This window comes from Streptomyces sp. NPDC028419 (assembly GCF_055565515.1).
The window spans coordinates 79,471-94,159 of sequence record NZ_JBVHUE010000004.1 but is presented as its reverse complement, the minus strand read 5'-3'; the positions used below and the strand labels follow the sequence as shown (position 1 = coordinate 94,159).

Here is a 14,689-nt window from a genome sequence, read left to right as displayed (position 1 = left end):
CGCCCCGGTGGCGGGCTGCCCGGTCGCCGACCCCGTCGGCGGCCCCGAACTCTTCACCTGGGAGTTCGCGACCGACCCCTACCCGGCCTACGCCTGGCTGCGCGAGCACGCGCCCGTGCACCGCACCACGCTCCCCAGCGGGGTCGAGGCCTGGTTGGTCACCCGGTACGCGGACGCCCGCCAGGCCCTCGCCGACCAGCGGCTGAGCAAGAACCCGGTGCACCACGCCGAGCCCGGCAAGACGGGCATTCCGGGAGAGCGCAGCGCGGGCCTGATGACCCACCTGCTGAACATCGACCCGCCGGACCACACCCGGCTGCGCCGCCTGGTCTCGAAGGCCTTCACCCCGCGCAGGGTCGCCGAGTTCGCCCCCAGGGTGCAGGAGTTGACCGACCACCTGATCGACGCCTTCGCGCGGAAGGGGGAGGCCGACCTCATCCACGAGTTCGCCTTCCCGCTCCCCATCTACGCCATCTGCGAGCTGCTCGGCGTACCGCGCGAGGACCAGGACGACTTCCGCGACTGGGCCGGGATGATGATCCGGCACGGCGGCGGGCCGCGCGGCGGGGTCGCCCGTTCCGTGAAGAAGATCCGCGCCTACCTCGGCGAGCTGATCCACCGCAAGCGGGACGATCTGGGCGACGACCTCATCTCGGACCTGATCCGGGCGAGCGACCACGGGGACCACCTGACGGAGGCCGAGGCCACCGCCATGTGCTTCGTGCTCCTCTTCGCGGGGTTCGAGACCACCATCAACCTGATCGGCAACGGCACCTACGCGCTGTTCCGCAACCCCGATCAGCGCGCGCTCCTCCAGGAATCCCTCGCCGCCGGCGACCGCGCCCTGCTGGAGACCGGGATCGAGGAGCTGCTGCGCTACGACGGTCCCGTGGAGCTGGCGACGTGGCGCTACGCGACCCGGCCGCTGACCCTGGGCGGCCAGGACATCCCGGCGGGCGACCCGGTGCTCGTCGTGCTCGCGGCGGCCGACCGCGACCCCGCGCGGTTCGACGATCCGGACGCCCTGAACCTCTCGCGGAGCGACAACCAGCACCTCGGATACGGACACGGCATCCATTACTGCATCGGTGCTCCGCTGGCCCGGTTGGAGGGTCAGACGGCCCTCGCGACTTTGCTGACGCGTCTGCCGGATCTGGAACTCGCCGTTCCCCCCGAGGAGCTGCGCTGGCGCGGCGGACTGATCATGCGTGGCCTGCGCACGCTTCCCGTCAGGTTCACAACCCCAAACGTTCCGGAAGCGGAATGACCCGTCCCGGGCGCCACAGCTGACGCACAGTCAACTCTGTGACCTCGACGTGATCTGCGCATCATCGACTTGTGACAAGCGTTCGAACCGGGCTAGGTTCGCGTCGCCCCCGCCGCCACGCGAAAGGTCCACCCTCATGCGTTCCGGGAACGGCCGCCACAGACGCCCCCGTCAGGTCCCCGCACTCGTCGTCACCGCCGGAGTCGCAGGCTCCGCACTCGCCCTGCCACTGTTCGCCGCCTCCGGCGCGAGCGCGGCCGAGACCACCACCTGGGACTCGGTGGCCGAGTGCGAGAGCGGCGGGACCTGGAGCGCCGACTTCGGCAGCGGGTCCTACGGCGGACTCCAGCTCACCTTGGACCAGTGGAAGAACGCGGGCGGGTTGGAGTTCGCGGCGCGCCCCGACCTGGCCAGCCGCTCGCAGCAGATCACCATCGCCGAGCGGGTGCTCGCCGCGCAGGGACCGACGGCCTGGCCGCTGTGCGGGGAGTCCTCCGGGCTCACCCGGGGCGGCCCGACGGCCACGGTGGACCCGGGTGTCCCCGGACGTTCCGGTTCCGTCGCGCCGACCCCGGTGCGACCCGAGGGATCCGCCTCCCCCGCGCCCGGCTCGCTCGCCGGCGCGCCGGCCCCGGCGGCCACGCCGACCTCGACCGGGCACATCCCCGGAGCCACCGGCGCGCCCGGCGACTTCGCGGCGATGCCGCAGTCCCCGCTGACGTCCGTGCTGCCCGTCATGCCGGACCCGGCTCCGGTTTCCGGCGGCCCCGGCGCCCCGACGGGGTCGGCGGGGTCGACGGGAACGCCCGCCCCGTCCGTGCCCGGCGGTTCGACGGCCCCCACCGGTCCGACGACGTCCCCGTCCAACACCGCTGTTCCCACGGCCCCGACGCCCTCCACGACCCCGACGACCCCGGCCGGCTCGGCGGCCGCTGCGCAGGGCGAAACGGCCGGAGCCGGTGGAAAGCACCGCGGAACGCCCGCCGCGGAGGCCCCGGTCGGCTCTGACGCGGCGTCCGACCCGTCGTACACGGTGAAGGCCGGCGACAATCTGACGGACATTGCGAAGGCCAAGGGGGTCGAGGGTGGCTGGAATGCCCTTTACGAGGCCAATCAGCAGGTCATCGGGCATGACGCCGACCTGATCACCCCGGGGCAGAATCTCGATCTAAGCCAGAAATAGGGGCACTTCGGGCGCGAAGATCGCCAGGTATGTCCCTTTCGTGCAAATGAGACATGCATCTCTTCCGTTCAACTGGCGTGTCCTGCTCGGTGACTGCCCAAAACCCCGCTCCCACCTGGGCAAACACCCGTCCCGAGAGCGCAAGTAGGGCCCGTTTCTCCCCGATGTCCCTCGTTGAACATCGGGGAGAGACCTGTCTACCTTCTGAATCGCTCGCCACCGCGGGCTCCTTCGACCGCATCGCCGAATCCTGCCGGCGGACGGAGGGAACACGTCGCGCAAGCGCCGAAGGCAGGAGCGGGGGAACCAAGGTAAGTGCCGGAACCGGCCATTGAGAGATGGTCACGGAACCGGCTTGGGGTTAAGCCGCGCACCTCGGTGCGCGACCGGGCAACTCATCCGCCCGAACCCGACAGCTCACTTCGCAGGCGTCGGTGAGGAGAAAACCATGCTGCTTTCCGGCAAGGGCAAGCACCGTCGCGCCTCCAAGGCCACCCGTGTCGTCACCCTCGTCGGTGTCGCCGGTGTCGCCGTGGCGGCTCCGCTGATGACCGCCGGCGCCGCGAGCGCCGCGACCGCCTCCCAGTGGGACGCCGTCGCCGCGTGCGAGTCCGGCGGCAACTGGTCCATCAACACCGGCAACGGCTACTACGGCGGCGTGCAGTTCTCGTCCTCCACGTGGGCCGCGTACGGCGGCAAGGCGTACGCCCCGCAGGCGAACCAGGCCACCAAGGCGCAGCAGATAGCCATCGCCGAGAAGGTCCTCAAGGGCCAGGGCAAGGGCGCGTGGCCGTCCTGTGGCGTGGGCCTGTCGAACTCCGCCTACAACGGCGGCTCGGCCGAGACCCCCAAGCAGACCAAGCCGGAGAAGAAGGTCGAGAAGAAGGCCGAGCCGAAGCAGGAGACCAAGCGCCCCGAGGCCCCGGTCACCCGCTCCGAGCGCGCCGAGACCCCGGCCCCCACCAAGAGCGCCCCGTCGACCGCGGCCCCCAAGACGGGCACCGGCTCCTACGAGGTCAAGTCCGGTGACACCCTCGGCACCATCGCCCAGGCGAACGGCGTCAAGGGCGGCTGGCAGAAGCTGCACGAGCTGAACAAGGACACCGTGCCGGACGCCGACCTGATCTTCCCGGGTCAGAAGCTGAAGCTCAGCTGAATCCCGCGGTAACACCGCGCGGTGACACCGACCGTGACGCCGCGCGGTAGGACCGCGCGGACTTCGCGGTACGCATAATTCGCCATCGCCCGGCGCGTCTCCCCCCGACGCGCCGGGCGGTGGCGTTCGTGCAGGCGGGGGCGGGATCCTTCGGCATCCCGCCAGCCCTTCCGTATGTCCCGTAAGAGGGGTATTCAGACCCTTTTTCGTCCCACGGAGCGGTTGCTCGGCTGGCCGAGTGCCCGGAGCCGGTTAGGCTCTAGGCGGCAAGGCCATCCCACGGCCTGACACGCCACCGCACACCCAGCGTCACATCCCAGAAGGAGATGCTCGTGCCGTCCATCGACGTCGTCGTAGCCCGGGAAATCCTGGACTCCCGAGGCAATCCCACGGTCGAGGTCGAGGTTGGCCTCGACGACGGCAGCACCGGCCGTGCTGCAGTTCCGTCCGGCGCCTCCACCGGTGCATTCGAGGCCATCGAGCTTCGTGACGGTGACCCCAACCGCTACCTCGGCAAGGGCGTCGAGAAGGCCGTCCTCGCCGTGATCGAGCAGATCGGCCCGGAGCTCGTCGGCTACGACGCCACCGAGCAGCGCCTGATCGACCAGGCCATGTTCGACCTGGACGGCACCGACAACAAGGGCTCGCTGGGCGCCAACGCGATCCTCGGCGTCTCCCTGGCCGTGGCCCACGCCGCGTCCGAGGCCTCGGACCTCCCGCTCTTCCGCTACCTCGGCGGCCCGAACGCGCACCTGCTGCCCGTTCCGATGATGAACATCCTCAACGGTGGGTCGCACGCCGACTCCAACGTCGACATCCAGGAGTTCATGATCGCGCCGATCGGCGCGGAGTCCTTCTCCGAGGCCCTGCGCTGGGGCGCCGAGGTCTACCACACCCTCAAGAAGGTCCTGCACACCAAGGGCCTCTCCACGGGTCTGGGCGACGAGGGCGGCTTCGCCCCGAACCTGGAGTCCAACCGCGCCGCGCTCGACCTCATCGTCGAGGCCATCAAGCAGGCCGGCTACGTCCCGGGCAAGGACATCGCGCTGGCGCTCGACGTCGCCGCGTCCGAGTTCTACAAGGACGGCAAGTACGAGTTCGAGGGCCAGTCCCGCTCGGCCGCCGAGATGACCGAGTACTACGAGGAGCTCGTCTCCGCGTACCCGATGGTCTCCATCGAGGACCCGCTGTACGAGGACGACTGGGCCGGCTGGAAGGTCCTCACGGACAAGCTGGGCGCCAAGGTCCAGATCGTCGGCGACGACCTCTTCGTCACCAACCCGGAGCGCCTCGCCCGCGGCATCGAAGAGGGCTCGGCGAACGCCCTGCTCGTGAAGGTGAACCAGATCGGTTCGCTGACCGAGACCCTGGACGCCGTCGAGATGGCCCAGCGCAACGGCTTCAAGTGCATGATGTCGCACCGCTCCGGCGAGACCGAGGACGTCACCATCGCCGACCTCGCGGTCGCCGTGAACTGCGGTCAGATCAAGACCGGCGCCCCGGCCCGCTCGGACCGCGTCGCCAAGTACAACCAGCTGCTGCGCATCGAGGAGATCCTCGACGACGCCGCCGTGTACGCGGGCCGCTCCGCCTTCCCGCGCTTCAAGGGCTGATCCCCTCCGGATCACCTTCCGGACGGGCTGCCGGACGGGCCTGCGCGGGTTCATCCCCGCGGGGCCCGACAGCCTCCGTACGTCCCCGCGCTCGGTCCCGTACCGTGTGCGGGGACGTATTGCTGTGTGCGGGTACAGGGGAGGCGGAGTCAATGGCCGGGAACCGGGATCGGTTCTCCACCTTCTCGACCGCGACCAGGCTCAAGCAGCTGGGCGAGCGGACCGCGGCCCACGTGTACCGCTCGCAGTCGCGGCGCCAGGTCCGGCGCAGCAGGCTGACCGGCCGGGCCGCGCTGCTGGTGCTCGTCCTCTGTACGCTGGTCGTCGCCCTCGCCTATCCGATGCGCCAGTACGTCTCCCAGCGCTCGGAGATCGCGGACCAGCAGCAGGCCGCCGACCGGGCGCGCAAGCGGCTGGACGAACTCCGCGACGAGAAGGCCCGCTGGCAGGACCGCGCGTACGCGGAGCAGCAGGCGCGCCGGCACCTGCACTACGTGCGCCCCGGGGAGATCGGCTTCACCATGGTCGACTCGGAGGCCGCGGAGCACCGCCGCACCGGTACGGCGACGGCCGACCGGCCCTGGTACTCGAACGTCTGGGACGGCATCGACAAGGCCGACCGGCCCGCCGACTGACGTCCACCGACCGACCTCTCAACCGAAAGACGCATCCCAGGCATGCAGACGCCCCCGCCCCAGACCGCACGGACCGAGCCGACGGACGCGGACATCGCCGCGTTCGAGCAGCAGCTCGGCCGCCCGCCGCGCGGACTGCGCGCCATCGCGCACCGCTGTCCCTGCGGGCAGCCCGACGTGGTCGAGACCGCCCCGCGCCTGCCCGACGGCACGCCGTTCCCCACGCTGTACTACTTGACCTGCCCGCGGGCCGCCGGTGCCATCGGCACGCTGGAGGCCAACGGCGTGATGAAGGAGATGCAGGCCCGGCTCGCCACCGACCCGGAGCTGGCCGCGGCCTACCGGGCCGCGCACGAGGACTACATCACCCGGCGCGACGCGATCGAGGTGCTGGAGGGCTTCCCGAGCGCGGGCGGCATGCCCGACCGGGTGAAGTGCCTGCACGTGCTGGTGGGCCACTCGCTGGCCGCGGGCCCCGGTGTGAACCCGTTCGGCGACGAGGCCCTGGCGATGCTGCCCGAGTGGTGGGCGAAGGGCGCCTGCGTCACCCCGTGCGCGCAGAAGGCGGACGCGTGACGCGCGTCGCGGGCATCGACTGCGGTACGAACTCCATCCGCCTGCTGGTCGCCGACTGCGACCCGGAGACCGGCGAGCTGATCGAGCTGGACCGGCGGATGATCGTCGTCCGGCTCGGCCAGGGCGTGGACCGGACCGGCCGGCTGGCGCCGGAGGCGCTGGAGCGCACCTTCGCGGCCTGCCGCGAGTACGCCGCCGTGATCAAGGAGCTGGGCGCCGAACGGATCCGCTTCGTGGCCACCTCGGCCTCGCGCGACGCGGAGAACCGGGACGAGTTCGTCCGGGGCGTCGTGGACATCCTGGGCGTGGAGCCCGAGGTGATCAGCGGTGACCAGGAGGCGGAGTTCTCCTTCACCGGCGCCACCAAGGAGCTGACGGGCCGCGACGACCTCGCGAAGCCGTACCTCGTCGTGGACATCGGCGGCGGCTCGACCGAGTTCGTCGTCGGCGAGGAGCACGTGCGCGCCGCGCGCTCCGTCGACGTGGGCTGCGTCCGGATGACCGAACGCCACCTGGTCGTCGACGGGGTCGTCACCGACCCGCCGACCGAGGCGCAGGTCGCCGCCATACGGGCCGACATCGAGGCCGCGCTGGACCTGGCGGCCGAGACGGTGCCGCTGGGCGAGGCGCGCACCCTGGTGGGCCTGGCCGGCTCGGTGACCACGGTCGCGGGCATCGCCCTGGGCCTGGCGGAGTACGACTCGCGGGCGATCCACCACAGCCGGATCTCCTACGAGGCGGTCCGCGAGGTCAGCGAGCGCATGCTCACCCTGACGCACGCGGAGCGCGCGTCCATCGGCGTGATGCACCCCGGCCGGGTCGACGTCATCGGCGCGGGCGCCCTCGTCCTGCGCGCGATCATGGAGCGCACCGGCGCCAAGGAGGTCGTCGTCTCCGAACACGACATCCTCGACGGCATCGCCTGGAGCGCGGCCCGCCTCCCGGCGTAACCGCCCTCCCTCACCGCCCCCTCACTGCGCACCCGCCCGGGCCCGGCCCCGGGCGGGTGTACAGCGGCGCTGGTCGGGGGGTCGTAGGGCCCTCTTCGGGGGGCGGAAGTCCCGTCGTCCACATGAAGTTCGTGAAGTTCTTCACAAGGAAAAGAAGGCCGATGGGCTCATCGGGGGGCCTTTGGATGGCATTTCGAGGCCGACGGGCCTGTTTCGTGAGGGTGTTCGTCTGAATCGTGGACGGCCCGGAGGTCGGTCCGTAGGTATCCACGAGAGGCGTGGTCTACCCCGTCGATAGGCCGGAGTGCCAGTTCAGAGCGGGTGGACAACGACTCCCGCGATGCGGTGGTTCCCCCTTCGCGGCATGACCTCCGTCACGTGGGCCGCGCAGTGTAACAGAGGGGTCCTAGCACCTTGTGAAGGGGCTCACGAGCGCCCCCCCTTCGGGTGCTGGATACTCGTTCCATGAGCACCACGGAGCGTCCCAGGATCCTCGTTGTAGGCGGTGGGTACGTAGGCCTGTATGCAGCCAAGCGCATTCTCAAGAAGATGCGCTACGGCGAGGCGACCGTCACGGTCGTCGACCCGCGCTCGTACATGACCTACCAGCCCTTCCTCCCCGAAGTGGCCGCAGGCAGTATCTCGCCTCGGCACGTCGTCGTCCCGCTGCGACGCGTGCTGCCCAAGGCTGAGGTTCTCACCGGCCGGGTCACCAGCATCGACCAGGACCGCAAGGTCGCCGTCGTCACGCCGCTCGTCGGCGAGGCGTACGAGCTGCCCTTCGACTACCTGGTGATCGCGCTCGGCGCCGTTTCGCGCACCTTCCCGATCCCCGGCCTGGCCGAACAGGGCATCGGCATGAAGGGCGTGGAAGAGGGCATCGGTCTGCGCAATCACGTCCTCGAACAGCTCGACAAGGCCGAGTCCACGACGGACGAGGACGTCCGCCGCAAGGCCCTCACCTTCGTCTTCGTCGGCGGCGGCTTCGCCGGCGCCGAGACCATAGGCGAGGTCGAGGACATGGCCCGCGACGCCGCGAAGTACTACTCCACGATCAAGCGCGAGGACATGCGCTTCATCCTGGTGGACGCGGCCGACAAGATCCTTCCCGAGGTCGGGCCCAAGCTCGGCACCTGGGGCAAGGAGCACCTCGAGTCGCGCGGCATCGAGATCTACCTGAACACGTCCATGGACTCCTGCGTGGACGGCCACGTGGTGCTGAAGAACGGCCTCGAGGTCGACTCCAACACCCTCGTGTGGACCGCGGGCGTCAAGCCCAACCCGGTGCTGGCCCGCTACGGCCTGCCCCTGGGCCCGCGCGGCCACGTCGACGCCGGCGCCGACCTCCAGGTCACCGGCACCGACTACATCTGGGCCGCGGGCGACAACGCCCAGGTCCCGGACATGGCGTCCCGCAAGGCCGGCGTCGAGAACGCCTGGTGCCCGCCGAACGCCCAGCACGCGCTGCGCCAGTCCAAGGTCCTCGCGGACAACGTCATCTCGGGCATGCGGGGCTTCCCGCAGGGCGAGTACTCGCACTCCAACAAGGGTGCGGTGGCGGGCCTCGGCCTCCACAAGGGCGTCGCGATGATCGTCATGGGCGGCATGAAGATCAAGCTCAAGGGCCGGCTCGCCTGGTACATGCACCGTGGCTACCACGGCATGGCCATGCCGACCTGGAACCGCAAGATCCGCGTCTTCGCCGACTGGACCCTCGCGATGTTCCTCAAGCGCGAGGTCGTCTCCCTCGGTGCGCTGGAGACCCCGCGCGAGGAGTTCTACGAGGCCGCCAAGCCGGCCCCGGCTCCGGCCGCCGTGACGGCTCCCGCCGCCGAGAAGGCCAAGGCTTCCTGACCCGGGCCTGACCGGAAACATCCCAGTACGACCCCGAAGGGGCCTTCCCGCCATCCGTGGTGCGGGCGGGCCCCTTCGGTGCGTCCGCCGGTCCCACGGCGTGTCGCGGCCCGCTTACCCGCTGTGCGCGGTGGGTAGAGGCAAAGGTCGGAGCCTTACTGGAGGTGTGCGCCATGACCGACGCCGCGCCGCGGCTGGCCGCTCTTGCCGAGACCCTGCTGGGTGTCCCCCTGCCCGTCCGGATCCGCGCCTGGGACGGCAGTGAGGCGGGTCCGCCCGACGACCCGGGGCACGGCCCCGGCCCCGTACTCGTCCTGCACCACCGGCGGGCCCTGCGCCGGATCCTGTGGAAACCGGGCGAAGTGGGCCTGGCCCGGGCCTGGGTCTCCGGGGACCTGACCGTCGAGGGCGATCTCTACGACCTGCTCGACCGGGTCTCGGGGCTGCTCTGGCAGCGCGACCCCGACCCGGGCGCCGCCGTGCCCGCCGGCCGCGTCCGCGGGGCGCTGGCCGCGGCCTCCGGGGCGCTGGGGACCGTACGGGACGGAGCCGCGCGGGCCGCGCTGCGGGAGTTGATCGCGCTGGCCGGGCCGCTGCCCCCGCCCGCGCCGCCCGGCGAGGAGGTCCCCCACCGGGGCGGGGCCCGGCACACCCGGATCCGCGACCGGCGGGCCGTCAGCCACCACTACGACGTCGGCAACGACTTCTACGCCCTCGTGCTCGGCCCCTCCATGGTCTACTCCTGCGCCTACTGGAGCCCCGGGGGAGACCTGGAGGGGGCCCAGCGCGACAAGCTGGACCTGGTCTGCCGCAAGCTCGCCCTGCGCCCCGGCGACCGGCTGCTCGACGTGGGCTGCGGCTGGGGCTCGATGGCCCTGCACGCGGCGCGGGAGTACGGCGTCCGGGTCACCGGCATCACGCTCTCGCGCGAGCAGGCCGCCTTCGCCCGCAAGCGGATCGCGGAGGAGGGCCTGACCGACCGGATCGAGATCCGGGTCCAGGACTACCGGGACGTCACGGACGGGCCGTACGACGCGATCTCCTCCATCGGGATGGCCGAACACGTCGGCTCCGCCCGCTACCGCGAGTACGCCGGTGACCTCTACGCCCTGCTGCGCCCCGGCGGGCGGCTGCTGAACCACCAGATCGCGCGGCGGCCCGAGCCCGAGGCGGCCCGGGAGGCGGCGTACCGGATCGACCCCTTCATCGACGCCTACGTCTTCCCCGACGGGGAGCTGTCCCCGATCGCCGTCACCGTGGGCGAGTTGGAGCGGGCGGGCTTCGAGGTCCGCGACGTCGAGGCGCTGCGCGAGCACTACGCGCTGACCCTGCGCGCCTGGGTCGGCCGGCTGGAGGAGAACTGGGAACGGGCGGTCCGGCTCACCTCGCCCGGCCGGGCACGGGTCTGGCTGCTGTACATGGCCGCCTCCGCCCTGGGCTTCGAGCAGAACCGGCTCGGGGTGAACCAGGTGCTGGCCGTGCGCACCCCCGCGGACGGGAGCTCCGGGCTGGCGCGGCGCACCCGGGAGTGGCGGGAGTAGCCGCGGGCGGCGCGCGGACCGGCACGGCGAAGGGCCCCGCGACCGGGTGGTCGCGGGGCCCTTCGGCCTGTCCCTGTCCGAGCGGAGCCGGGCTACTCGGTCTTGATGGCGGTCAGCATGTTCAGCCGGGCCGCGCTGCGCGCCGGCCACATGGCGGCCAGGACGCCGACCACACCGGCGAGCAGGAGGAAGATGCCGATCCGGTCCCAGGGCAGGACCAGGGCGTAGCCGGGGACGGTGTCGCTGAGCGTCGAGCCGACCGCCCAGGCGAGGAAGATGCCGATGCCGACGCCGAGGATCGCGCCGAAGAGCGAGATCACGACGGCCTCCAGGCGGATCATGTTCTTGACCCGGCCGCGGTCCAGGCCGATCGCCCGCAGCATGCCGATCTCCTGGACCCGCTCGAAGACGGACATCGCCAGGGTGTTGACGACGCCGAGCACCGAGATGATCAGCGCCATGCCGAGCAGGCCGTACATGATGTTCAGGGCGATGTTGATCATGCCGCCCAGTTCGTCGCGCATGTCCTGCTGGGTGGCGACGGTCATCGCCGGGTTCTTGCCGAGGGCGTCGACGACCGCCTGCTCGCCCGCCGCGGTGGCGCCGGCGGTGGTGTTGACGTACACCCAGCGGATGTACTGCTCCTCGCCGCTGGGGCTCAGGAGCTTGTAGTCGATCAGGTACGGCGAGACGAGCTCGTCCAGGTTCTTGTAGACGGCGCCGACCTTGAGCGGGGCCTTGCGGCCGTCGTCGAACTGCGCGTCCACGGTGGAGCCGACCGAGAGGTTCTCCTTCTTGGCCTCCTTCTCCGCGACCGCGACCTCGCCCTTGCCGAGGCTGCTCAGCGAGCCGGCGGTGACCTGGACGTTCAGCAGGTCGGCGATGGTCGCCGGGTTGACGCCGGAGGTGGGGCGGAAGTCGCCCTTGACCCGAATCGAGCCCTCCGCGACCGCCGAGACCTCCTTGACGCCAGGGGCCTTGGCCAGGGTCTCGGGCACCGACCTGTCCAGGCCGCCGCCGCGCACGCCCTCGGACATGGAGACCCGGTAGTCGGCCTTGATGTTGTCCGTGCTCAGCCGGTCGATGGCCTTGCCCATGGTGATGCCGAGCACCGAGAGGGTGGTGACCAGGGTCAGGCCGATGGCCAGGGAGGCGGCGGTGACGGCGGTGCGGCGCGGGTTGCGCAGGGCGTTCTGCGCGGCCAGCTTGCCGGGGACCCCGAAGACCTTCTGGAGCGGCGGGCGGAGCGCGCCGATGACCGGCCGCGACAGCAGCGGGAGCAGCACGATCAGGCCGATGAGGAGGAAGAACGCGCCCGCGGCGATGATCATCCGGCCGTCGCTGCCGCCGGTCGAGACGCCGAGGAGGGTGCCGCCGACGCCCAGGGCGCCGAGGATGCAACCGAAGACGTTGCGGAGCACCAGGGACTTGGAGCTGGCGGGCAGGTGGGCGCTGCCCATGGCGGCGACCGGGGCGATCCGGCCGGTGCGCCAGGCGGGCAGCACCGCGGCGACCACGGTGACGACGACGCCGATGACCAGGGCCCAGACGATGGTGGCGGGGGAGATGACGAGGTCGCCGCCCGGCAGCTTCGCGCCGAAGGAGTTCATCGCGGAGCGCATGCCGATCGCCAGGCCGATGCCCGTGACCAGACCGATCACGGCGGAGAGGAAGCCGACGACGAGGGCTTCGGAGAGCACCGAGCGCATGACCTGGCCGCGGTCGGCGCCGACGGCGCGCAGCAGGGCCAGTTCCTTCGTGCGCTGGCTGACCAGCATGGTGAAGGTGTTGTAGATGAGGAAGACGCCGACGAAGAGGGAGATGCCCGCGAAGGCCAGCAGCATGTTGCTCATGCCGCTCAGCTGCGTCTGGATGTCCTTGGCCTGCTCCGCGGCGAGCGCGGTGCCGGTCTTGGCGTGGGCGTTCTTGTCCAGCAGCGGCTTGATGTCCGCGAGCAGCTTGTCGGCGGAGGTACCGGCCTGCGCGGCGACGGTCAGGTCCTGGTAGAAGCCGGGCTTGAGGAACATCTCCTGCGCGACGGGGGTGGTGAACAGCACCAGGCTGCCGCCCGCCTTGACCGCGCCGTCCTCGGTGGTGAAGACACCGCTGAGGGTGTACTCCTTCACCGGGCCCTTCGTCGCGACGCGGACCTTGTCGCCCACCTTGTAGTCACCGGCGGCGGCGCTGTCCTTGTCGAGGGCGATCTGGTCGGCCTTGGTCGGTCCGGCGCCTTCGACGAAGGCGGAGCGCGGGTCCTTGCCGTCCTTGCCGGGGGCGAAGTTGGAGCCCGCGTTCGACCAGCCCTGGCCGATCAGCTTGCCCTTCTCGTCGCCGATGCCGGCGAAGCCGGTGACGCGGCCGGTGACCGAAGCGACGCCGCCCGTCTTGGCGACCTTGTCGAGGGTGGCCTGGCCGATGCCGGGGTCGCCCTCCTTCTGGCCGTCCTCGCCGCGGGTCTGGCCGTAGGAGCTGACCGAGACGGCGACGCCGTCGTAGCTCTTGGCGGACTGGCTACTCAGGGACTTCTTGAGGGTGTCGGTGAAGACGAGGGTGCCGGAGACGAACGCGACGCCGAGGGTGACGGCGAGCACCGTCATCAACAGCCTGGCCTTGTGCGCGAGGACGTTGCGCAGGGCGGTACGGAACATGGGTATGTCAGTCCTGGTGCTGGAAGTCTGGGAGGTGGCTTCGTGGGGCCCGCCGGGGGGCCCGCGACCGGGTCAGCTCGTACGGCCCTTGGCGTCGAAGGCCTTCATGCGGTCCAGCACGCCGTCGGCGGTGGGGCTGATCATCTCGTCCACGATCCGGCCGTCGGCGAGGAAGATGACGCGGTCCGCGTAGGAGGCGGCGACCGGGTCGTGGGTGACCATCACGACGGTCTGGCCGAGCTCGCGGACGGAGTTGCGCAGGAAGCCGAGGACCTCGGCGCCCGAGCGGGAGTCCAGGTTTCCGGTCGGCTCGTCACCGAAGATGATCTCGGGGCGGGAGGCCAGGGCGCGGGCCACGGCCACGCGCTGCTGCTGGCCGCCGGAGAGCTGGGTGGGGCGGTGGCCCAGTCGGTCGGAGAGGCCGACCATGGCGATGACCGTGTCGAGCCACTGCTTGTCGGGCTTGCGGCCCGCTATGTCCATGGGGAGCGTGATGTTCTCCAGGGCCGTCAGCGTCGGCAGCAGGTTGAACGCCTGGAAGATGAAGCCGATCTTGTCCCGGCGCAGCTGGGTGAGCTGCTTGTCCTTGAGGGTGCCCAGCTCGGTCTCGCCGATCCGCACGGATCCGCCGGAGAAGGTGTCCAGGCCCGCGACGCAGTGCATCAGCGTGGACTTGCCGGAACCGGAGGGGCCCATGATCGCGGTGAACTGTCCCTGGCCGAAGTCGACCGAGACGTTGTCGAGGGCGACCACCTGGGTCTCGCCCTGGCCGTACACCTTCGAGAGCTGCGTGGCGCGGGCCGCCACGGCCTGGGTGGTGTGCGGGGCGTAGTTCATGGTGGTCACGGGGGGCTCCTCCGAGCGGCGATCTGACGGACTGGCGGGACGTTCTCCATCTTCTTCGCGCCGCCCCCCGCTCCGGATCAACCGGCGAGCTTGTTCGTGGGCCCACTGGAGTCTGACCGCCGGGGCCCCTTCCTCCTCCTCTGGTATGACGGCGCCCCCGACCCGGCCCCGGCGGCGGCCCGTCGTGGTCGGCCACGGGTCGCGGGCCTTGGCAGGATGGGGCAGAGCCCTTGCGGGGCAAGGGAAGGACCCGGTCGGGGTCGGGGGAGCCGGCTCGGGGCGGGGTGGTGCGGGGTGGCGTCCGTGGTGGCGCGGGGGGTGGCGCGGGCCATCGAAATCCCGTCAATCCCGAGGCGGTGGTGATCGTCCTCCGCAGGGCGTCGACCCGGCCTTCTGATGTCTGACGGTCCCTCAAGCGCC

The 14,689-nt window shown here is 71.1% G+C and carries 11 protein-coding genes and 1 riboswitch; of the genes, 9 read left to right on the top strand and 2 right to left on the bottom strand.

Features of this window, described 5'->3' with window-relative positions; all coding sequences use genetic code 11:
- The first annotated feature begins 7 nt into the window (after positions 1 to 7).
- From ACZ4UB_RS06615 to ACZ4UB_RS06575, 9 genes are all read left to right on the top strand, one after another.
- On the top strand, positions 8 to 1,267 hold the full coding sequence (locus ACZ4UB_RS06615) for a cytochrome P450 family protein (protein WP_468068921.1): 1,260 nt from the start codon (positions 8 to 10) through the stop codon (positions 1,265 to 1,267).
- 136 nt (positions 1,268 to 1,403) lie between these two features.
- Positions 1,404 to 2,450: a transglycosylase family protein gene (locus ACZ4UB_RS06610; RefSeq protein WP_468068671.1), complete on the top strand. Its 1,047-nt coding sequence runs from the start codon at positions 1,404 to 1,406 to the stop codon at positions 2,448 to 2,450.
- Between the two features lie 273 nt (positions 2,451 to 2,723).
- Positions 2,724 to 2,896: riboswitch (cyclic di-AMP (ydaO/yuaA leader) on the top strand.
- A gap of 2 nt (positions 2,897 to 2,898) precedes the next feature.
- The gene (locus tag ACZ4UB_RS06605; RefSeq protein ID WP_354382949.1) at positions 2,899 to 3,606 is read left to right on the top strand and encodes a transglycosylase family protein; all 708 of its coding nucleotides are present in this window, start codon (positions 2,899 to 2,901) and stop codon (positions 3,604 to 3,606) included.
- A gap of 326 nt (positions 3,607 to 3,932) precedes the next feature.
- Positions 3,933 to 5,219 carry a phosphopyruvate hydratase gene (gene eno, locus ACZ4UB_RS06600; RefSeq protein WP_354382948.1) on the top strand — a complete coding sequence of 429 codons (1,287 nt, stop codon included), beginning with the start codon at positions 3,933 to 3,935 and terminating at the stop codon, positions 5,217 to 5,219.
- A gap of 152 nt (positions 5,220 to 5,371) precedes the next feature.
- Complete coding sequence (locus ACZ4UB_RS06595) at positions 5,372 to 5,854, top strand: FtsB family cell division protein (protein ID WP_467956662.1); 483 nt, start codon at positions 5,372 to 5,374, stop codon at positions 5,852 to 5,854.
- Between the two features lie 42 nt (positions 5,855 to 5,896).
- Positions 5,897 to 6,430, top strand: coding sequence for a DUF501 domain-containing protein (locus ACZ4UB_RS06590; RefSeq protein ID WP_354382946.1), 534 nt, complete (start codon positions 5,897 to 5,899; stop codon positions 6,428 to 6,430).
- Complete coding sequence (locus ACZ4UB_RS06585; RefSeq protein ID WP_468068670.1) at positions 6,427 to 7,380, top strand: Ppx/GppA phosphatase family protein; 954 nt, start codon at positions 6,427 to 6,429, stop codon at positions 7,378 to 7,380. The genes ACZ4UB_RS06590 and ACZ4UB_RS06585 overlap by 4 nt, the downstream gene beginning before the upstream one ends.
- A 465-nt stretch (positions 7,381 to 7,845) precedes the next feature.
- A complete protein-coding gene (locus ACZ4UB_RS06580; protein ID WP_354382944.1) occupies positions 7,846 to 9,234 on the top strand; it encodes an NAD(P)/FAD-dependent oxidoreductase in 1,389 nt (462 codons plus the stop codon).
- Positions 9,235 to 9,407: 173 nt separating this feature from the next.
- Positions 9,408 to 10,775, top strand: a complete 1,368-nt coding sequence (locus ACZ4UB_RS06575) for a class I SAM-dependent methyltransferase (RefSeq protein WP_468068669.1) — start codon at positions 9,408 to 9,410, stop codon at positions 10,773 to 10,775.
- 92 nt (positions 10,776 to 10,867) lie between these two features.
- Here the strand turns inward: ACZ4UB_RS06575 and ACZ4UB_RS06570 are convergent, their stop codons facing one another.
- Together ACZ4UB_RS06570 and ACZ4UB_RS06565 are read right to left on the bottom strand one after the other, a co-directional pair.
- Entirely contained in the window at positions 10,868 to 13,423 is a 2,556-nt protein-coding gene (locus ACZ4UB_RS06570) for an ABC transporter permease (protein WP_468068667.1), read from the bottom strand.
- Positions 13,424 to 13,495: 72 nt separating this feature from the next.
- A complete protein-coding gene (locus ACZ4UB_RS06565) occupies positions 13,496 to 14,260 on the bottom strand; it encodes an ABC transporter ATP-binding protein (RefSeq protein ID WP_354382984.1) in 765 nt (254 codons plus the stop codon).
- Positions 14,261 to 14,689 lie beyond the last annotated feature (429 nt).

Bases quoted from the DNA above. Each gene is read 5' to 3' on its own strand.
- ACZ4UB_RS06610 (WP_468068671.1), top strand. From the start codon at position 1,404: ATGCGTTCCGGGAACGGCCGCCACAGACGCCCCCGTCAGGTCCCCGCA.
- ACZ4UB_RS06580 (WP_354382944.1), top strand. From the start codon at position 7,846: ATGAGCACCACGGAGCGTCCCAGGATCCTCGTTGTAGGCGGTGGGTAC.
- ACZ4UB_RS06605 (WP_354382949.1), top strand. From the start codon at position 2,899: ATGCTGCTTTCCGGCAAGGGCAAGCACCGTCGCGCCTCCAAGGCCACC.
- ACZ4UB_RS06570 (WP_468068667.1), bottom strand. From the start codon at position 13,423: ATGTTCCGTACCGCCCTGCGCAACGTCCTCGCGCACAAGGCCAGGCTG.
- ACZ4UB_RS06565 (WP_354382984.1), bottom strand. From the start codon at position 14,260: ATGAACTACGCCCCGCACACCACCCAGGCCGTGGCGGCCCGCGCCACG.
- ACZ4UB_RS06575 (WP_468068669.1), top strand. From the start codon at position 9,408: ATGACCGACGCCGCGCCGCGGCTGGCCGCTCTTGCCGAGACCCTGCTG.
- eno (WP_354382948.1), top strand. From the start codon at position 3,933: ATGCTCGTGCCGTCCATCGACGTCGTCGTAGCCCGGGAAATCCTGGAC.
- ACZ4UB_RS06595 (WP_467956662.1), top strand. From the start codon at position 5,372: ATGGCCGGGAACCGGGATCGGTTCTCCACCTTCTCGACCGCGACCAGG.
- ACZ4UB_RS06590 (WP_354382946.1), top strand. From the start codon at position 5,897: ATGCAGACGCCCCCGCCCCAGACCGCACGGACCGAGCCGACGGACGCG.